The sequence below is a fragment of the Paenibacillus whitsoniae genome, assembly GCF_003955665.1.
Taxonomy (GTDB): Bacteria; Bacillota; Bacilli; order Paenibacillales; family NBRC-103111; genus Paenibacillus_E; species Paenibacillus_E whitsoniae.
Genome location: NZ_RXHU01000131.1, coordinates 22,028 through 41,839 on the forward strand (window position 1 = coordinate 22,028; position 19,812 = coordinate 41,839).

A 19,812-nucleotide genomic window follows, 5' to 3' on the forward strand; every position below is an offset into this window, starting at 1 on the left:
TAGGAGGCCAATTCATGTTAAGATCTCTCTATTCCGGTGTATCCGGTATGCGCGGCTTTCAAACGAAGTTAGATGTCATTGGGAACAACATCGCGAACGTGAACACGATCGGTTTTAAAGGCGGCCGCGTGATGTTCAAAGATATTTTGAGCCAGACGGTTTCCGGCGTCAGTGCGGCAGATGAAAACCGCGGCGGCGTGAATGCCCAGCAAGTCGGCCTTGGCGTAAGCTTGGCTGCCATCGACACTGTACATACAGCAGGGAGCGCGATGACAACGAACGTCACCACGGACCTGCGGATTAACGGAGACGGTTTCTTCGCTGTCGGGACGACCGATCAAGTCGATGCTCCTTATTTGACGCGTGCCGGCAACTTTACGCTGGATGCGAACCGCAATTTGGTCAATGCCGAAGGCTTGCATGTGATGGGCGCTGACGGTGGGGGACCGATCGTCATTCCGGATGACATCGTTGCTTTTTCCATCTCGCAAAACGGCTCGATTATGGGGGTTAACGCCGCTGGCGAAACCGTCGATACGGGGCAGAAAATCGGTGTCGTGAAAGTTGTAAACCCTGCTGGTCTAGAGAAGCTCGGCGGCAACTTGTATCAGATGACGGCAAATGCGAACCCGGATGGGGCGATTGAAGTAACAGCTGCTGCAAACCCAGAGACGGGCACAGGCACGATTATTTCCGGCCAACTGGAAATGTCGAACGTTGATTTGACCGGTGAATTCACCGAAATGATCATCGCGCAGCGCGGTTTCCAAGCGAATTCCCGGATTATTACAACATCCGACGAAGTCTTGCAAGAAGTCGTCAACTTGAAACGCTAATCGTTAAGTAACTAGGGGAGCTTTCGCTCCCCACACCTTAATTCAGGAGGAGAAAGATGATTTCTCTTACTCGTTTAAACGGTAGACCCATTATACTGAACGCCATACTCATCGAGTTGATCGAAGAAACGCCCGATACGATGATCACGTTGACGACAGGCAAGAAAATCACAGTTCTCGAGAAGGCGGAGGTTGTGGTAAGCTTAGTTCGGACCTACATGCAAGAAATCGGCTCCGTTCGGGCGGTAATCAAGTCTAAAGAAACGGAGGAGTCGTAGGTGTTCAAGAATAAAATTTTTGTACTAATCGTATCGATTCTTATTGCAATTACGCTGATTTTGACGGCAGCCTTTGTTCTCTGGAACTTCATGGAGAAGAACAACAAATCCACGGATCCTGCCGTTCAAGCACAAGAGTCTGTCGCCAATGTCAAGCCGACGAAGGCACCTTCTGCTGAAACGATAAAAGCGAATACGTCGATTGTGAAAGATGTGCTCACTAACCTTTCGGGCAGCCAAAATTTCATTAAGATCAGCTTCGCCTTTGAAATGGAAAACGCGAAAGCGAAAGCCGAATTCGACAGCTTGATGGACTCGGCAGTGAAAGGTACGATCGTTCAAACGCTTGGCGATTTGACGCTTGATCAAATTGGAGGCAGCAAAGGCTCCGATAATCTGGTTGCTACATTGATGAACAAATTGAACAAGCAACTGCATGAAGGCAAGATCAAACAAATTTGGATAACCGACAAAGTACTTCAGTAACTCAATCTAAATTTTGCTTAAGGAGGTGACTCGAATGGTTGATGTATTATCGCAGAATGAAATCGATGCCTTGCTCGCTGCGTTATCCTCCGGGGAGATGGATGCCGATGAACTGAAGAAAGAGGATACACAGAAGAAGGTAAGGGCGTATGACTTTAAGCGCGCAGTCCGCTTTTCCAAAGACCATATTCGAAGCTTGACCCGGATTCATGAAAACTTTGCGAGATACTTAACAACGTATTTTTCGGCACAGCTGCGTACGTTCGTACAAATCAGCGTTGTCCAGGTCGAACAGCTGCCCTACGACGAATTTATTCGATCGATCCCGAAAATGACCATTTTGAACATCTTTGAAGCGGAACCTTTAGAGGGGCGAATGGTGCTGGAGGTTCATCCCAACGTAGCGTTCGCGATGCTCGACCGTTTGCTCGGCGGGGCAGGCACAACGCCTACGAAGATTAACGCATTGACGGAAATTGAAACGATTGTCATGGAACGTATATTCAGCAGAGCTTTCGACAGTTTACAGGAAGCATGGAAAACCGTCATCGATATTCAGCCAAGACTCGAGGCACTGGAAACGAATCCGCAGTTTATGCAGATTGTTTCCCCAAATGAAACGATAGCGCTTATCTCGTTAAGTACCAAAATCGGCGATACGACAGGGATGATTAACCTCTGTATCCCGCACGTCGTCATCGAGCCCATCATGCCTCGCCTTTCTGTACATCACTGGTTTGTGTCGCAGAAGAAGACGAGAGCTCCTGAGGAAGTGGAAGCACTTCAATCCCGCTTGGAAAAAACCAAGCTACCTCTCATTGCAGAATTGGGCACATCGGAAATTTCGATTAGAGATTTCTTGGGTCTAACGGCCGGCGATGTGATTCCGCTGCAAAAATCCGTCGAAGATCCGCTTCAAGTCAAAATCGGCGAGAAGCTGAAATATCTCGGAAGCCCTGGTACCGTAAAAGGGAAGATGGCTGTACAAATCACAGAAATCGTGAATGAAGGTGAAGAAGAAAATGATGAATAACAGAGATTATTTGTCACAGGAAGAGATCGATGCTTTATTGAGACAATCTTCGGAAGAAAGTTCAGCCTCTTCTTTGCATGGGCCTCCAAAAGTTGAAGATTTTTTATCACCGCTTGAACAGGATGCGCTTGGCGAAATTGGAAATATTACATTTGGCAGCGCTGCAACCGCACTATCTACCTTGCTTGGTAAAAAAGTTGATATTACGACACCCAAGGTTTCAGTAATCGGCAAAGAAGAGCTGGAGGAGCAGTTTCCTAAACCGCATGTTGCGGTGCACGTGAACTATGTCGACGGTTTCGACGGCATTAACTTGCTCGTAATCAAGACGCGTGATGCGCAAGTCATTGCCGACCTGATGATGGGCGGTGACGGTACTGGCGGCGATGAGAACTTATCCGAAATTCATATCAGCGCCGTACAGGAAGCCATGAATCAGATGATGGGATCGTCGGCAACTTCGATGTCTACCATCTTTAATCGGTTTGTCAATATCTCTCCTCCTGGAATCGACATATTAAATTTGTCGAAAGGAGAAGGAAAACTGCCTGATGAGGACGTATTTATTAAAATATCGTTCCGACTCACGATTGGCGACCTGATTGATTCCAATATCATGCAATTGCTGCCGGTTCCATTCGCGAAGGAAATGGTATCAATCCTTATGGGTGGTGATTCCGATGCTGCTATGGAAGCGGCACCTGCTGCACAAGCGCCTGCTCCAGTAGCTCCTCCCGTGCAAGAGGCACCTATGTCACAGCCTGCTGCGCCAGCTTACGAGCAACCGATGTACCAACAGCCGCCTGCTGCGTATGAACAACCGATGTATCAGCAGCCGCCAATGGGGATGCCGATGTATCCGCCACAACAGCCGCCGCCGATGTACCCGCCGCAGCAACCGATGTATCAGCAGCCTCCGGCAGCGTATGGCGGCATGCCTAATCGCAATGTGAATGTTCAGCCTGTGCAGTTCGGCAACTTGCAATCGGGGTCTATGACACATGCGGACGATACGAACCTGAATCTGCTGTTAGATATACCGCTCAAGGTAACGGTAGAACTCGGGAGAACGCATAAAGTGATCAAGGACATCTTAGAACTGTCGCAAGGATCTATTATTGAATTGGACAAGCTTGCAGGTGAGCCCGTGGATATTTTGATCAATAATAAACTGATTGCCAAAGGCGAGGTTGTCGTCATTGACGAGAACTTTGGCGTTCGCGTAACCGACATTGTCAATCAATGGGAACGAATTCAAAAGCTACAATAACTTAAGGGGGATTTTTTGAAATGGCTAACCGTATTCTAATTGTGGACGATGCTGCATTTATGAGAATGATGATTCGGGACATTCTAACTAAGAATGGATATGAGGTTTGTGGCGAAGCAAACGATGGCGCGCAAGCGATCGAGAAATACAAAGAGTTAAAGCCGGACTTGATCACCATGGATATCACGATGCCGGAGATGGACGGCATTCAAGCTTTGAAAGAAATTAAGAAAATTGAACCTAACGCTAAAGTGATTATGTGTTCTGCGATGGGTCAGCAAGCAATGGTTATCGACGCGATTCAAGCAGGCGCGAAAGACTTTATCGTGAAGCCGTTCCAAGCCGACCGCGTTATCGAAGCAATCAAAAAGACTCTGGGTTAAGTGATAACCTTCGGTTGAGTCCGACATATGCCGAAAGGGTTGTTTTTATGAAAAGACTTCAATCGAAGTTAGGGATTACAGCGCTATTATTCTTTAGTTCATCACTAGCTACTGGCCAATTGGCGATGGCGGAAACAGACAACACAATCGATCAGTCACCGGCGGATTTTCCTTCAACTCTAACGGGAGCCAGCTCCTTCTTTATGATTGTTAAGGTGATTATTGTTCTGGTGCTGATCATTGTGCTCTTCTATGTGCTGATGCGATATTTGGCAAGGAAGAACAGGGGCTCGATGTTCGGAAGCTCCATTCGCTCGCTTGGCGGGGTGCCGCTTGGTCCCAACAAATCCATTCAATTGGTCGAGATTGGCCATTCGATATTGGTCGTTGGTGTCGGCGACAATATTCAGATGTTGGATAAAATTACGGACGCCGACGAAATTGCATACATTACGGATTTGTTGCAACAGTCGCAGGAGGATCGGATGGGCTTGGCTTCCGTGAGCAAGTGGATGGGCAAGTTGTCAGGCAAAAAGACGGTTGAAGAAGAGGAAGTCGAATTGACAGCTTCTTTTCAACAAGTATTTCATAATAAGATCCAACAGGTGTCTACGCGCAATAAGCAAGCGCAGCAATGGCTTTCGGATCAAAAACAAACAGATCGGTTGAATGATGAATGAAACGAAATAAATTTGCGTTACTGCTCGTCATTGTAAGTATCTTCTTGTTTGCGTTTGCCATGACGGCATCGGCAGCGGAGCCGGATCCCAACAATCCGATTCCAGGACTCAATGTGAACATTGGCACAAGCACGGCAACCGGGGGATCAGCAAATACAGTTACGTTGTTGTTGCTGCTCACGGTGCTTAGCTTGGCACCTTCTTTTTTGATCTTGATGACCAGTTTTACACGAATCGTCATCGTGCTTGGATTTGTTCGAACGTCGTTAGGAACTCAACAAATGCCGCCCAATCAGGTTCTAATCGGACTCGCTCTGTTTTTAACCTTTTTTATCATGTCTCCAACTTTGGGAGAAGTTAATAAAGTGGCGCTTCAGCCCTATCTCAAGGGAGAAATCAACCAAACGGTTGCTTTTGAGAAAGCGGCCCTGCCGATGAAAGAATTCATGTTTAAGCATACGCGTCAAAAAGATCTGAAGCTGTTTCTGGATTATACGAAAGCGAAAGCACCGACAGGCGTGGCGGATATTCCTATTACTTCGCTAGTTCCAGCTTATGCGATCAGTGAACTGAAATCGGCGTTTCAGATGGGGTTCATGATATTCATACCGTTTCTGGTCATCGACATGGTCGTCTCAAGTACCTTAATGGCCATGGGGATGATGATGCTCCCGCCGGTTATGATTGCACTGCCGTTCAAGATTCTCCTTTTTATCCTGGTGGATGGGTGGTATCTTGTCGTGAGATCATTGCTTCTAAGCTATAGTTGACGAAGATCATAACGGAGGAGACCTTCATGGGTTCGGAGTTTGTTATTAAAATTGCAGGAGAGGCGGTATACACCGTTCTTAAAGCCAGCGCGCCAATGTTGGTCATTGGGCTCGTCGTTGGACTGATCATCAGCATTTTTCAGGCAACGACGCAGATTCAGGAGCAGACCTTGGCCTTTGTTCCAAAAATCGTGGCGGTGCTGCTGTCCATCTTGATCTTTGGTCCTTGGATAATGAATACATTGGTTGATTTTACGTTCAGCCTGCTCAACAATCTGTATAAATTCGTTGGTTAGGTTGTGAACGAAATGGCCATTTTTTTTCAAGCGCTTCCTGTCTTTCTGCTTATTTTTTGTCGAATCACTTCGTTTTTTGTCGTGGTGCCTGTCTTATCGTCCCGAAACATCCCTGCGATGTTCAAAATCGGCATCTCGATGTTCATCTCTTTGATCACGATTGCGATTGTGGGTTGGAACCAGACAATCCCGATGGATGGCGTCTATGTGCTCATGATCATTCGTGAAATGCTGATTGGCGTCGCACTTGGCTTTGTTGTCTATATCTTTTTTACAGTCGTTCAGACAGCCGGTGCCTTCATGGACATGCAGATCGGATTCAGCATGGCAAGCGTCATCGATCCGCTGACAGGAACCTCGAATCCGATGCTCGGGAATCTCAAGTATATGGTCGCCGTGCTTTTATTTTTATCGTTCGACGGACACCATTACTTGATAAAAGCGATTATCGACAGTTATAAATGGGTGCCGCTCGACAATCAGATGTTTGCACGGATCTACAACGGGCAAGTTTCGGATTTTCTTTTTCAATCGTTATCGAAAATGTTTTATCTTTCCTTTCAACTGGCTGCACCTGTAGTCGCCGCGCTGTTTTTAACAGATTTGGGTCTGGGATTGCTGACCCGAGTGGCACCGCAGTTCAACATTTTTGTTGTTGGGGCGCCGTTGAAAATGATTTTAGGATTTTTCATTCTGATTTTCTTGTTCCCGGAATTGATATCTCAGTTTCAGCAGTTGTTCGGTACAGCTTTTGATTATGTGGGGAAAATGCTGCAGCTCATCGGCGGTGGAAGTTCGCCAGCCCCATAAGCAGGAGGAGTCCCGTGGCTCAAAGATTTCGTTTGCAGCTCGATTTGCAATGGTTTGCCGGTGAGAAGACGGAACGGGCGACGCCAAAGAAGAGGCAGGATGCCAGGAAGAAAGGGCAAGTTGCCAAGAGCATGGATGTGCCCGCGGCGCTCATCCTGTTGTTTTCCTTTGTAACGCTTATGCTGTTCGGCTCCTTTATGAAAGATCGGATTATGCTGATGTTTCGAAAGGTATATGAAAATCAGCTCTCTATGGATGTTACGAGCAGCAACGTTCAAGCGCTGTTTCACGATCTGATGATGCAAGGCTTGATTATTCTGGCCCCGATGTTCATTCTCGTCATGCTGATCGCCGTGATTGGCAACTATGCGCAAATCGGCTTTATGTTCATCGGTTCACCACTGATACCTAAGTTCGATAAAATCAATCCGCTTGCAGGATTTAAGCGCATGTTTTCCATGCGTACGGTGATGGATTTTCTGAAATCCACGTTTAAATTACTCATTATCGGTCTCGTCGTATACACCACGTTAGTGGGGCAAAAGACGAAGCTCCTGGCGCTAGGTCACGCTCCGTTGGAAAGCACATTTTCTTTCATCGGCTCCGTCACGCTAAGCTTAGGGATTAAAATCGGCGCGATTCTAGTCGTGCTGGCGATTTTTGATTACATCTACCAGAAGTATGAATACGAGAAAAGCCTTCGCATGTCGAAGCAAGACATCAAAGATGAGTATAAGAAGAGTGAAGGCGACCCGCAAATTAAAGGAAAAATTCGGGCGAAGCAGAGGGCCATGGCCATGCAACGCATGATGCAGGAAGTTCCGAAAGCGGATGTCATCATCACGAACCCAACTCACTTCGCCGTAGCCTTGCAGTATGACTCGAAAAACATGCAAGCGCCGACGGTAATTGCCAAAGGCGCCGATTACATGGCCTTGAAAATTAAAGAAATTGCCAAACAACACGGCGTTATGACGATGGAAAACAAGCCGCTTGCTCGAGCGATATATGCCCAAGTGGAAATCGGCGAAGCGATTCCTGCCGAATTGTTCCAGGCTGTTGCAGAAGTACTGGCGTATGTATATAAGATGAAAGGCCGTACGAACTAACGAAAGAGGGAGGTGCAATCCGTTGAAAGTCAAAGATTTATTTGTACTCGTGGGCATTATCTGCATCGTTTTAATGATGATTGTACCGGTTCCAATCCCTTTGCTCGACTTCTTGCTCATTATCAATATCTCTATTGCCCTAATGGTTATTCTGGTCGCGATGAATACGAAGGAAGCGCTGCAATTCTCGATTTTCCCTTCCTTGCTGCTCATTACGACCTTATTCCGGTTGGCACTCAACGTATCCACTACACGCAACATTTTGTCTCACGCGGAAGCAGGGGACGTGGTCAGAACTTTTGGTTCTTTCGTTGCCGCGGGCAACATTGTCGTAGGATTCGTCGTCTTTCTGATCTTGGTCCTCGTACAATTTATCGTAATTACCAAAGGTTCTGAGCGCGTGGCCGAAGTTGCGGCACGGTTTACGCTCGATGCAATGCCAGGTAAGCAAATGAGTATCGACGCCGACCTCAATGCCGGCATGATTAATGAAGTCCAGGCGCGGGAGCGCCGGCAAAAGATTGAACGTGAAGCCGATTTTTACGGAGCGATGGACGGTGCCAGCAAGTTCGTAAAAGGGGATGCGATCGCAGGCATTATCATCCTGGTTATCAACTTAATCGGCGGTTTCATTATTGGCATGTCGATGAAAGGGATGGGCTTCTCCGAGGCGCTCCAAACGTTTTCCATTCTGACGATTGGTGACGGATTGGTCAGCCAGATTCCGGCGCTGCTCATCTCCACAGCTGCGGGTATTATCGTTACCAGGGCTTCCTCGGAAGGCAATCTGGGGCATGATGTCACAAAACAATTGACTGCCCAGCCAAAGCTGCTGTATATCGTCGCAGGTACGTTGGTGGTGTTGGGGGTTTTTACACCGATTCACTGGTTTACAACGTTCCCGATTGCAGGTCTGCTTTCTTACGCAGCCTACAGAATGCAGAAAAATCTGGAGCGCGAGGCGATTAAAGAGGAACAGCTGGTCGAGGAGCAGCAGATCGAAGAAGTGCGGAGTCCGGAAAGCGTCATTTCGCTTCTGCAGGTGGACCCGATCGAATTCGAGTTCGGTTATGGGCTCATCCCGCTCGCGGACACGCAGCAAGGCGGAGATCTACTGGACCGGATCATCCTGATCCGACGTCAATGCGCGTTAGAGCTTGGGGTTGTCGTTCCGGTCATCCGGATCCGTGACAACATTCAACTGCGGCCCAACGAGTATATCATCAAAATTAAAGGCAATACGGTCGCCCGTGGCGAATTGCTCCTCAATCACTACTTGGCTATGAGCCCGGGCATTGATGACGATTCAATCTCCGGTATCGAGACAACCGAACCTGCGTTCGGACTTCCGGCCATCTGGATCGATGAGATGAACAAAGAGCGGGCCGAACTCTCAGGGTACACTGTTGTCGATCCACCGTCTGTTGTCGCAACGCATTTGACGGAAATAATTAAGAAACATGCGCATGAGCTGCTTGGACGTCAAGAAACCAAAGCGCTCATCGACAATGTACGCGAAACGTACCCGGCGCTTGTGGATGATCTTATTCCTTCCGTTCTTAACGTGGGGGACGTGCAGAAAGTGCTAGCCAAGCTGCTTCGTGAAAAAATTTCTGTACGCGATCTGGTTACCATTTTGGAGACGTTGGCGGATTACGGGACATATACCAAAGATCCTGAAATATTGACGGAATACGTGAGACAAGCGCTGTCTCGTCAAATTACGCAGCAGTACACGTCCATCGGAGATTCGTTGAAAGTCATTACAGTCGGTCCTTCTGTGGAGAAAAAAATTGCGGAATCCGTCCAACAATCGGATCAAGGAAGCTATTTGGCCCTGGACCCGTCGTCTTCCCAAATTATTCATCACCGCGTGACGGAACAAGTGACCAAATTGATTCAATCTGGGCAGCAGCCGGTTATTTTAACATCGCCTACGATTCGCATGTATGTACGACAATTGCTGGAACGCACGCTGCAAGACATTCCGGTTTTATCTTATAGCGAGCTTGAGCCGAGCGTTGAAATTCAAAGCATGGGGGTAGTCAATTTATGAGAGTAAAACGATATGTTGTCGATTCCATGCCGGACGCTTTGCAGAAGATCCGAACGGATTTGGGCAAGGATGCGGTCATTCTCAATACGAAGGAGATCCGCACCGGCGGCTTTCTAGGGATGTTCGGCAAAAAGAAAATCGAAGTGATCGCCGCGATCGATGGGGCTGCCGCCGCTTCCGGCGGCGCATCGAGCCGTCCGGCACCGTCATTTGCGCAGCAGGCGCAGAAGCCGATCATGCCGAATGTGCAAGCGCCAGCGAGAGCGCAGCAATCCGATTTCCCCGAGGTGCCGGATGTGCTGGTTCCGTCTGCACTGAAGCAAGAGGCTGCGCCGCCGCAGCCTATCGTCGAAGGTTCGCTTCGCCAACGCCAACAGCAAGCCTACGCGCCAGCCGCTGCGCAAGTGCAGGCGCCGACAGCAGCTACGGCTACGGCAACTGCGGCGGCTCCCGCACAGTCCCTTTTGAATGAAAATCAGTTGATGGATGAACTGAAGCAGATGAAAGAAATGATGAAGAGACTGACGGCAACCGCTGAACCGGACCGCATGCCGGAACCGCTGGAGAAGCTGGAACAGTTGCTTTGCGCGCAGGAGGTAGATCCTGCATTCGTCCGCGGTATGATGGAGGAAGTCCAGAGCGATTTGGAAGCCGCGGGCGAACCGATTACGGAAGAGAATGCGAGACAACTCGTACGCGCGAAGCTGGGGCAGACGCTCCATTCCGAACAAAGCAAGCACATCTCCGATCAGACGCGTGTCGTTCATTTCGTCGGTCCGACGGGAGTCGGCAAGACGACGACGATCGCCAAGCTCGCAGCGGATCAAGTGCTGAAATATCACCGCAAGGTAGGCTTCATTACATCCGACACCTACCGTATCGCTGCGATCGAGCAGCTTAAAACATATGCGACGATTTTAAATGTACCTCTTGAAGTCGTATTCTCCCCGCAAGACCTAGCGAAAGCGTTCACGAATCTTGCGGACTGCGACGTGATTTTTATGGATACGGCCGGCCGCAATTTCCGAAATGAAATGTACGTTTCGGAATTGAATTCTCTTCTGAAAACACAAGGCAAAAGTGAAACCATTCTTGTTCTTAGCTTGACGACCAAGTATCGGGACATTCAAGCGATTACAAACAATTTTAGCAAGTTCAAGCTCGATAAAGTGTTGTTTACGAAAATGGATGAAACCGATTCCTACGGGGCGATCGTGAATGTCGTCAATGAATTCTCATTGCAGCTGTCTTACGTGACCACCGGTCAAAATGTCCCGGACGATATTGTGGAATTGAATGAGTGGCAAGTCATCGATTTGTTATTGGAGGAACCGCAAACATGAAGGATCAAGCAGAAGGGTTACGGCATCTGGTTCAAACTCACCAAGATCGAAGTATACGACAGACCAGGATCATTACCGTGACCAGTGGTAAAGGCGGGGTCGGCAAATCGAACTTTACGCTTAACTTCGCTTTATCGCTTCAAGCGCAGGGCTACAAGGTGCTTGTTTTTGACGCTGACATCGGGCTTGCCAATATCGACGTGTTGATGGGCGTACCTTCGACGTACAATTTGTACCACCTCTTGAAAAGGGAAAAAACGATCTGGGAAATCATTCAAAAAGGCGCCAATGGCTTGGAATTTATCGCCGGCGGGTCTGGCTTTACGGATTTGCTTCGTCTGACAGAAGAAGAACTGAATTATTTCTCCGAACAGATCGGCGAGCTGAATGGGTATGCGGATTTTATTATTTTCGATACCGGTGCAGGGCTTTCCAAAGAAACGCTGCAATTCATTCTCGCTTCGGAAGAAACGATTGTTGTGACTACGCCGGAACCGACGTCGATCACGGATGCTTATGCGATTATCAAAATGGTGACGTCCATGGGGCATCAGGTGTCCTTCAAATTGGTCATCAATCGGGTGACCGACGCGAAGGAAGGCAGGCAGACGGCGGATAAAATATCGTTGGTTGCGCATCAATTTTTGGATCTTCAAATTCCGACACTGGGCTTCATTGAGGATGACGCGGCGGTGTCGAAAGCAGTAAGAAAGCAAGTTCCTTTCTCTCTCGCTTTTCCCAATTCGGCTGCGGCCGGGAACATTCGTGCGATCTCCGAAGCTTTTGTAGGCGGCTACCGTACGAGCCACACGCCTTCATCCGGCGTCAAAAGCTTTCTAAATAAAATGATGAGACTTTTGAAATAGGAATTTCGCAGATCATGTCGAATAACACATAAAGAGGGGGGAACAGCTATGGCATCTTATAACATTCTTGTTGTCGATGACTCCGTCTTTATGAGAAAAATCATCAGTGACCTGATTTCAGAAAATCCACAATTCAAGGTGGTTGGAACAGCCAAAAACGGGCAAGAGGCCATTGAGCAAGCTAAGCTGCTGCGTCCCGATGCGATTACGATGGATATCGAAATGCCTATCATGAACGGTTTGGAAGCTTTGCAGCGCATCATGCGCGAACAGCCGACACCTGTCATTATGGTGAGTTCCCTTACGCAGGAAGGCGCGGCCGAAACGATTAAAGCACTGGAATGGGGAGCCGTCGATTTTATTCGAAAGCCTTCGGGCTCCATTTCGCTGGATTTATACAAAGTGAAACAGTTACTGCTTGAAAAGCTGCAAATTGCCGTTCGGACAAAGGTGAGAGGCATTCAGCCGGACAACGCGCAAGGAGCCGTTCAGCAGACGGCGGCAACAGCAGCGATCAAAAGCACAACCACAGTTTCGCCGTCGAAACCGGCAGCATCGGTGAAATCGGTTAATCCCGGGTCATCGCATTTTGAGCATATCGTAGCGATCGGGACTTCAACGGGCGGACCGCGCGCCTTGCACCAAGTGATATCCCAGATACCCGCGGGATTTCCTGCACCAATTTTAATTGTCCAGCATATGCCGCCGAATTTCACGAAATCGCTCGCACAGCGCTTGAATGACATCTCGCAGATCAGAGTCGTAGAGGCCGCGGAAGGGGATATCCTCCAAACCGCAACAGCTTATGTCGCGCCTGGCGGCTGGCATATGGTGATTGGAAAAGAACCAAATCGCACTTATAAAATTCGTTTGACAAAGGAAGAACCGCGGTCAGGACATCGACCTTCCGTGGATGTAATGTTTGAATCCTTGCTTGGTGTACCGGAGCTCAAACGGCACGTCGTCATTATGACGGGAATGGGGAGCGACGGGGCGAAAGGCATGTTGTCGCTCAAGCAGTCCGGCTGTTCCACGACAATTGCCGAAGCGGAAGAAACATGCGTGGTGTACGGCATGCCGCGTGCAGCGGTTGAAAGCCAGGCGGCGATGTTGGTGCTTCCGCAGCAAGAAATCGCAGGCAGGATTGCCCGGTGCGTTTTGCAAGATGGATGAGCAGAGGCGTGTCAATGTCAGGTGCAGGACGATTCTAATGGGGGTGTTTGAATATGGACATTAGTCAGTACTTATCAATGTTTATCGATGAATCCAAAGAGCATTTGCAATCGTTGAATGAAAATCTTTTAAGTTTGGAAGCGAATCCTCAGGATATTAGCATCGTACATAACATTTTCCGGTCCGCTCACACGTTAAAAGGGATGGCCGCAACAATGGGGTTTGAAGACATCGCAGCGTTGACCCATGATATGGAGAACGTGCTCGATCTCGTACGGAACAGTAAAATTGAAATGAATCCGTTCATCTTCGATTGCATTTTCAAGAGCTTGGATTCCCTGGAAACGATGGTTGAGGACATCATTCAAGGCGGAACAGGAAGCGCCGATGTTTCTGCAATCGTTGCTTCGCTGCGTTCAATTGTCTCCGGTGATTACTTGAAGACGGAAGCGCCTGCTGCAGCCGCTCCGTCTAAAGCGCCGACCCGCGGTATTGAAGTGGATGAATTTCAATATTCCATCCTGCAGCAGTCGATCGACTCCGGATTCCGCGTCTTCTATGTGGAAGTCACCGTTAACGAGAACTGTGTGTTAAAAGCAGCACGTGCTTATATGGTATTTGACGCGATGGAACGAATGGGCGAGATCGTCAAATCGACGCCATCTGTTCAAGAAATCGAGCAGGAGAAATTCGATCGTTCCTTCTCCCTCTATTTTATTTCCCAAGTGGATCAAGCCACGTTGGAGAAAGAAATCCTGAACGTCTCCGAAATCGCGTCCGCTGTCATTATCACGGTAGATTCGGAATCATTGGCCGAATTGTCGAACCCCGCTGCAGCTGAAGTAAATGCGGCTAGCAAGGAAATTGCAGCGACAGCGGCTCCTGCTGCACCAGCACCAGCTGCACCCGCAAAGCCGGAGGCGCCTGCCCCTACGGCCGCTGGCAAGCCTGCTGCAGGAGCAGGCGGAGCGCCCGTCGCAAGCCGCACAATTCGCGTGGATATCGATCGTCTGGACACGCTGATGAATTTGTTCAGCGAGCTGTTGATCGACCGCGTGCGTCTGGAGCAGTTGGCGAGCGAAGTGAAGCGTAACGATTTGACGGAAACCGTAGAACATATGTCGCGCGTCAGCAGCGATTTGCAAAATATCGTGCTAAAGCTTCGCATGGTGCCGGTCGATTCGGTGTTCAATCGATTCCCACGGATGATTCGCGACTTGGCGAAATCGCTGGATAAAAAAGTTGAACTCGTCATCACAGGTGCGGAGACCGAGCTTGACCGCACAGTCATTGACGAGATTGGGGATCCGTTAGTTCACTTGCTGCGCAACGCGGTGGATCACGGCATAGAGCCGATCAGCGACCGTTTGGCTGCGGGCAAGCCGGAGCACGGCACAATTTATCTTCGCGCCTTCCACAGCGGCAACCATGTTTTCATCGAAATCGAAGAGGACGGCCGCGGCATTTATCGTGATAAAGTGCTCAAGACGGCATTAAAAAATGGGCTTGTTACCCAAGAGCAAGCCGCGAAACTGACCGACCATGAAGTGTACAACTTATTGTTCGCCTCAGGCTTCAGCACAGCGGAAAAAATTTCCGATATTTCCGGGCGCGGTGTCGGTCTCGACGTCGTAAAAACGAAAATTCAAACACTGGGCGGCCACGTGCAGGTTGATTCCAAGCCTGGCTTCGGCAGCAAGTTCTCGGTCCAATTGCCGCTGACACTGTCGATCATTTCGGCTATGCTCGTTCGTCTAGGCAGCGAGAAATACGCGATTCCGCTTTCATCCATCGTCGAAACGTCGGCGATCCAGAAATCACAAATCCGAAATATTCACGGCAATCTGATGATCGATTATCGGGGCAGTATCATCCCGGTCGTCTCCTTGAGCACGTTGTTTGAGGTGCCGGACTACGACGAAGATAAGGAAACCGAAACGGAAATCGTTGTTGTCCGCAAGGGCGACAAGCAAGTAGCGCTGATGGTGGACGAGTTTATCGGCCAGCAGGAGATTGTACTGAAGCCGCTTGGCAAATACTTAACCGGCGTTTTCGCGGTTTCCGGCGCAACGATTCTGGGCGACGGTCAAGTGGCCCTGATTATTGATACGAACGCACTTATTAAATAAACCATATTCGCTAAGGAGGCTATCACCATGGGAGAAGAAAAAAAGGTCATTGTCTTTACGCTTGGATCGGAAGAGTATGGGGTTGAAGTCGAGAAAGTAAGAACGATTGAAAGAATGCAACCGATGACGCGTGTGCCGAAGGCACCGGACTTCATTAAAGGCGTTATCAATTTGCGCGGCGTTGTCATCCCTGTCATTCATCTGCGTGCTAGATTCGGGTTGGAAGAGAACGAAAGCACGGATGCTACACGGATTATTATCGTTTCCGCCGGCGACTTTGAAGTAGGACTAATTGTAGATTCAGCCAATGATGTGATTGATGTGGATACGGACAACATCAACACACCGCCTGAAATTGTCGGCGGCATTAAGGCGAAGTACCTGGACGGTATTGCGCGCGTTGGGGATAATCGACTACTTGTTCTATTAAACCTGGAGCAAGTGCTCAATAAAAGCGAGATTTCGCAATTAGAAAGACTTGAGGACTAGGCTAGTGGATGTATTCGGTCGCTTGGAAGAGTTTCAGTTGGATGTCCTCAAGGAAGTCGGCAATATTGGAGCAGGTCATGCTGCAACTGCGCTTTCCACTTTGCTGGATAAGCCGATTGACATGCTCGTGCCAAAAGTAAGAATGTTGCCGTTTGAAGAAATTTGTGAAAGCGTCGGCGGCGCGGAGGCCGTTGTACTGGCCATCTTCTTGCGAGTGGAGGGGGATGCGCCTGGCAACATGTTTTTCATTTTGAATTTGGATGCAGCGAAAAATATGCTGCGCGATCTCATTGGTCTTCACATTTCGGACGAGCAAGGGGAGTACTCCGAGTTGGAATTGTCTGCGCTGAATGAAATCGGTAACATATTGGCCGGCTCGTACTTGTCTTCACTTGCTGATTTTACAAACTTGAATTTGCAGCCGACGGTCCCGTCTCTGGCGATCGACATGTCCGGCGCAATTTTGAGTTATGGTTTACTGCAATTTGGTCAAATGGGAGACCAGGCCCTTCTCATTGATACCAAATTTTTGGAAGGGGAGAATGAAGTGCAGGGGCACTTCTTCTTGATCCCCGATCCGGAATCGTTTGGTAAAATATTTTCCGCACTAGGGGTAGTCTCTGATGATGCAGGATAGTCTAATAAAAGTAGGTATGGCTGACCTCAATGTTGCAGAACGCGGTGGTGTCTTAAAAACTACAGGCCTGGGTTCATGTGTAGGCGTAACCCTTTATGACAGCCGGGCGAAAGTCGGAGGGATGGCGCACGTGATGCTGCCTTCTTCTGAAATCGCCCGTGAAGGGTCACTCAATATCGCCAAATATGCGGATACCGCAATTCCTGAATTAATATCCAAAATGGCGCAGCTTGGCGCCAATGTTCACAAGCTTGAGGCTAAGCTAGCCGGCGGTGCTCAGATGTTTGCATTTGCCGGGAATAACGACACCATGAGAATCGGTCCGCGCAATGTGGAATCCTGCAAAGAAATGCTTAGTCAATATCGCATCCCGATTATAGCGGAGGATACGGGGGCCAATTACGGTCGCACAATCGAGTTTATCTGTGAGACGGGGATTTTGGTCATCCGAAGCGTTCAATTAGGCGTAAAGGAAATTTAATTATGATTGGTACAATGCGAATTAACGTCATCGTAGCTTCACTAGCGGGCCTATTCACTTTTGCCTTATCGATCGGCAACAATTTGCTGCTGTCGACTTTGCTAAAAAGCGTATATGCTTTCCTTATTTTATTCGTGCTTACTTTCGGTTTTCGTTGGGTGCTGGGCCTGGTTGCGGGAGCGGGAGAAGCTTCGGCCAAAACCTCAGCTGATCCTATGCAGGAGAATGGGCAACTGGGACAGAATTTAGATATGGTGACTCCGAACGAGGACGGCGAAACGCTTGAGCTTATGAAGTCGAATCTTTCAAACCAGAATGCCGATTCACTGTCAGACATGCAATTTTCACCACTGAATCCACCTAAGCTAGTCACCAAGAAAGAATTGGACCCTGAACAACTGGCGGGTGCACTAAGGCGAATGTCCGAAGATTAAGGATGGTGAATGTTTAGAACCATGATTGAACAAAAACAACCGCATCTTGCTAATATTGACTTGTGGAAGCAGTGGAAGGAACATAGCCAGATTGCCGCTAGACAGTCGCTGATCGAAAGTTATTTGCCGCTTGTCGACTATGTCTCCGGGCGTCTGGCGATTGGGCTCCCTAAAACGGTTTCGAAAGATGACTTGTCCAGTTTTGGCGTGATGGGCTTGATCGATGCGATAGAGAAGTTTGATTATGAGCGAGGACTGCAGTTTGAAACGTACGCTTCTTGGCGCATACGCGGCGCCATCATTGATGGGCTGCGGCAAGGCGACTGGGTGCCGAGATCCGTTCGGGAGAAGGCTAGAAAGATCGAGGATGCTTATCAAAAGCTTGAACAACAGTACTTGCGTTCTGTGTCGGATTCGGAGATTAGTGCCTATTTGCAAATTACCGAGCAGGAATTTCAACAAATGCTCCAGGATATATCGATCACGACCGTATGCTCCATCGATGATCCGATTCGGGAAGAAGAGTCTGAAACTAGGCTTTCCTTACTTGTGGACGAAAAGGCGAAGAACCCTGAAGTTCAGGTGAATGAATTTTATTTAAAAGAATCTTTGGCGAAAGCGATCGAGCGCTTGACTGAAAAGGAGAGAACGGTTGTTTCGCTGTTTTATTTTGAGGAGTTGTCCTTGAGTGAAATTGCCGAGGTGATGAGCTTATCGCCGTCACGTATTTCTCAACTGCATTCTAAGGCGATTCTTAGGTTGAAAGGTGTGCTGGGACGTTTTAAGAATCAACTCTTCCAAGATAGCTAACACATTCTGAACGAAATGAAAGGTGGTATGTCCATGAGCGAGGGGAACATGCCTTTGGAGTATTACATTCAAATCTCAGTGTCGGATGATAAGCTGTCGGCACATGCACTTCTTTCCAATCTGGACGACAATTTTACGGTAACGTTAGGGCAGCTGAAAGGTCTTGTTCAGTCCCATCAAGTCGTTCACGGCGTAGACGAATCGGTTTTGTCGGCGATCGTTGCCAATCCCCGGTCGTTTGCACAGCGGAAAACGCAGATTGCTTCAGGCACTCCGTCCACAGACGGGAAAAACGGTTATGTGAAGCTCTTGTTCGATATGGAAGCCGACGATAAGAAAGCGATCGAGCAAGAGGACGGACGGGTTAATTTCAAAGAAGTCATTTCCTTGCACAATGTGAAAAAAGGGCAGTTGATCGGACAGCGCTTCCTGGCGACGGATGGTGCACCCGGCCGAGCGGTAACCGGTGAAATGCTGCCTTATAAGAAAGGCAAAGAAACCCGTTTCAAAATGGGGAAAAACGTCGTGGCCGATAACGATGCTACGGGACTATATGCTACAATCGACGGCATGGTGGTCAAGACCGACAAGGATAAAATCAACGTATTTCCGATTTATGAAGTCAATGGCGATGTCGATTATCGTGTTGGGAATATTGATTTTATCGGCACAGTTGTCATCCGCGGCAATGTTCTTCCAGGCTTTAAAGTTCGCGCGGCCGGAGACATTCGGATCATTGGTGGCGTCGAAGCGGCCGAGTTGGAAGCAGAGGGCTCGATTGAGATTACTGCAGGCATTGTCGGGCAAAATAAAGCGAATATTAAAGCCGGGTCCAATGTGAAAAGCTCCTTTATCCAAGATGCAACCATTGAAGCAGGGGGAGATTTAACGGTTTCGCAAAGTATTATGCATTCGACAGTGCGCGCAGGAAAAAGTGTGATTTGTGCCGGTTCCAAGGGACTCATTGTCGGAGGAACGATTCAAGCCGGCGAACAGGTGACGGCGAGAACGATCGGCAATTCCATGTCAACGACGACCGTTATTGAAGTCGGCGTGCTGCCGGAGCTTCGCAACGAACTGGTGCAACTTCGCGCACAGCTTCGCACGCATATGGACAATTTTGAAAAGACGACTAAAGCGCTTTCGATCCTGGACCAACTGGCTGCTGCAGGCCAATTGACGCCGGATAAAGTGGGCATGCGCGTCAAGTTGAATCATACGAAGAAACAGGCGATTGAAGAGCAGAACGTGCTCAAAGAACGCATGCTTGAAATCGAGAAGTCGCTGGAGGATTCCTCCACTGCCAAGGTTCAAGTTATCTCGACGATCTATGGCGGGACGAAGCTCGTGATCGGCCGCAATACCAAATTCATCAAAGATCAGGCGAATCGCGTTACTTATCGTCTTCACGATGGAGATATTTCATTTAGTGCTAATGTGTAA

General features: G+C 48.7%; 22 protein-coding genes. All 22 read left to right on the top strand.

Annotation, left to right across the window (positions count from 1 at the left end; genetic code table 11):
* Positions 1–14 precede the first annotated feature (14 nt).
* The 22 genes from flgG to EJQ19_RS30615 are packed head-to-tail and all read left to right on the top strand — an operon-like array spanning position 15 to position 19,812.
* The gene (flgG, locus tag EJQ19_RS30510; protein ID WP_126144983.1) at positions 15–836 is read left to right on the top strand and encodes a flagellar basal body rod protein FlgG; all 822 of its coding nucleotides are present in this window, start codon (positions 15–17) and stop codon (positions 834–836) included.
* 56 nt (positions 837–892) lie between these two features.
* Complete coding sequence (locus EJQ19_RS30515; protein ID WP_126144984.1) at positions 893–1,114, top strand: flagellar FlbD family protein; 222 nt, start codon at positions 893–895, stop codon at positions 1,112–1,114.
* Positions 1,115–1,600 carry a flagellar basal body-associated FliL family protein gene (locus EJQ19_RS30520; protein WP_126144985.1) on the top strand — a complete coding sequence of 162 codons (486 nt, stop codon included), beginning with the start codon at positions 1,115–1,117 and terminating at the stop codon, positions 1,598–1,600.
* Positions 1,601–1,634: 34 nt separating this feature from the next.
* Positions 1,635–2,633, top strand: coding sequence for a flagellar motor switch protein FliM (gene fliM / locus EJQ19_RS30525; RefSeq protein ID WP_126144986.1), 999 nt, complete (start codon positions 1,635–1,637; stop codon positions 2,631–2,633).
* Positions 2,626–3,903: a flagellar motor switch phosphatase FliY gene (gene fliY / locus EJQ19_RS30530; RefSeq protein ID WP_126145014.1), complete on the top strand. Its 1,278-nt coding sequence runs from the start codon at positions 2,626–2,628 to the stop codon at positions 3,901–3,903. Before fliM ends, fliY begins: the two co-directional genes overlap by 8 nt.
* 20 nt (positions 3,904–3,923) lie before the next feature.
* Positions 3,924–4,286 carry a response regulator gene (locus EJQ19_RS30535; protein ID WP_126144987.1) on the top strand — a complete coding sequence of 121 codons (363 nt, stop codon included), beginning with the start codon at positions 3,924–3,926 and terminating at the stop codon, positions 4,284–4,286.
* Between the two features lie 47 nt (positions 4,287–4,333).
* Positions 4,334–4,966 (top strand): flagellar biosynthetic protein FliO, encoded by a 633-nt coding sequence (gene fliO / locus EJQ19_RS30540; protein ID WP_126144988.1) that lies wholly within the window; start codon positions 4,334–4,336, stop codon positions 4,964–4,966.
* Positions 4,963–5,736, top strand: coding sequence for a flagellar type III secretion system pore protein FliP (gene fliP, locus EJQ19_RS30545; protein ID WP_126144989.1), 774 nt, complete (start codon positions 4,963–4,965; stop codon positions 5,734–5,736). The genes fliO and fliP overlap by 4 nt, the downstream gene beginning before the upstream one ends.
* A 26-nt stretch (positions 5,737–5,762) precedes the next feature.
* Positions 5,763–6,032: a flagellar biosynthesis protein FliQ gene (fliQ, locus tag EJQ19_RS30550; protein ID WP_126144990.1), complete on the top strand. Its 270-nt coding sequence runs from the start codon at positions 5,763–5,765 to the stop codon at positions 6,030–6,032.
* A gap of 12 nt (positions 6,033–6,044) precedes the next feature.
* Positions 6,045–6,842, top strand: coding sequence for a flagellar biosynthetic protein FliR (gene fliR, locus EJQ19_RS30555; protein WP_126144991.1), 798 nt, complete (start codon positions 6,045–6,047; stop codon positions 6,840–6,842).
* Positions 6,843–6,856: 14 nt separating this feature from the next.
* A complete protein-coding gene (gene flhB / locus EJQ19_RS30560; RefSeq protein ID WP_126144992.1) occupies positions 6,857–7,951 on the top strand; it encodes a flagellar biosynthesis protein FlhB in 1,095 nt (364 codons plus the stop codon).
* 22 nt (positions 7,952–7,973) lie between these two features.
* Positions 7,974–10,007 (top strand): flagellar biosynthesis protein FlhA, encoded by a 2,034-nt coding sequence (gene flhA / locus EJQ19_RS30565; protein ID WP_126144993.1) that lies wholly within the window; start codon positions 7,974–7,976, stop codon positions 10,005–10,007.
* Positions 10,004–11,350 carry a flagellar biosynthesis GTPase FlhF gene (gene flhF / locus EJQ19_RS30570; RefSeq protein WP_126144994.1) on the top strand — a complete coding sequence of 449 codons (1,347 nt, stop codon included), beginning with the start codon at positions 10,004–10,006 and terminating at the stop codon, positions 11,348–11,350. The genes flhA and flhF overlap by 4 nt, the downstream gene beginning before the upstream one ends.
* Positions 11,347–12,216, top strand: a complete 870-nt coding sequence (locus EJQ19_RS30575) for a MinD/ParA family protein (protein WP_126144995.1) — start codon at positions 11,347–11,349, stop codon at positions 12,214–12,216. The genes flhF and EJQ19_RS30575 overlap by 4 nt, the downstream gene beginning before the upstream one ends.
* 48 nt (positions 12,217–12,264) lie before the next feature.
* Positions 12,265–13,389 (top strand): protein-glutamate methylesterase/protein-glutamine glutaminase, encoded by a 1,125-nt coding sequence (locus tag EJQ19_RS30580; RefSeq protein WP_126144996.1) that lies wholly within the window; start codon positions 12,265–12,267, stop codon positions 13,387–13,389.
* A gap of 53 nt (positions 13,390–13,442) precedes the next feature.
* A complete protein-coding gene (locus EJQ19_RS30585; RefSeq protein WP_126144997.1) occupies positions 13,443–15,518 on the top strand; it encodes a chemotaxis protein CheA in 2,076 nt (691 codons plus the stop codon).
* A gap of 27 nt (positions 15,519–15,545) precedes the next feature.
* The gene (locus tag EJQ19_RS30590; RefSeq protein ID WP_126144998.1) at positions 15,546–16,007 is read left to right on the top strand and encodes a chemotaxis protein CheW; all 462 of its coding nucleotides are present in this window, start codon (positions 15,546–15,548) and stop codon (positions 16,005–16,007) included.
* Between the two features lie 4 nt (positions 16,008–16,011).
* A complete protein-coding gene (locus tag EJQ19_RS30595; RefSeq protein WP_126144999.1) occupies positions 16,012–16,644 on the top strand; it encodes a chemotaxis protein CheC in 633 nt (210 codons plus the stop codon).
* Positions 16,631–17,125, top strand: coding sequence for a chemotaxis protein CheD (locus tag EJQ19_RS30600; RefSeq protein WP_126145000.1), 495 nt, complete (start codon positions 16,631–16,633; stop codon positions 17,123–17,125). The genes EJQ19_RS30595 and EJQ19_RS30600 overlap by 14 nt, the downstream gene beginning before the upstream one ends.
* A gap of 2 nt (positions 17,126–17,127) precedes the next feature.
* Complete coding sequence (locus EJQ19_RS30605) at positions 17,128–17,559, top strand: hypothetical protein (RefSeq protein WP_126145001.1); 432 nt, start codon at positions 17,128–17,130, stop codon at positions 17,557–17,559.
* A 21-nt stretch (positions 17,560–17,580) separates the two neighbouring features.
* Positions 17,581–18,369 carry a FliA/WhiG family RNA polymerase sigma factor gene (locus EJQ19_RS30610; protein ID WP_126145015.1) on the top strand — a complete coding sequence of 263 codons (789 nt, stop codon included), beginning with the start codon at positions 17,581–17,583 and terminating at the stop codon, positions 18,367–18,369.
* A 33-nt stretch (positions 18,370–18,402) separates the two neighbouring features.
* The gene (locus tag EJQ19_RS30615; RefSeq protein ID WP_126145002.1) at positions 18,403–19,812 is read left to right on the top strand and encodes a DUF342 domain-containing protein; all 1,410 of its coding nucleotides are present in this window, start codon (positions 18,403–18,405) and stop codon (positions 19,810–19,812) included.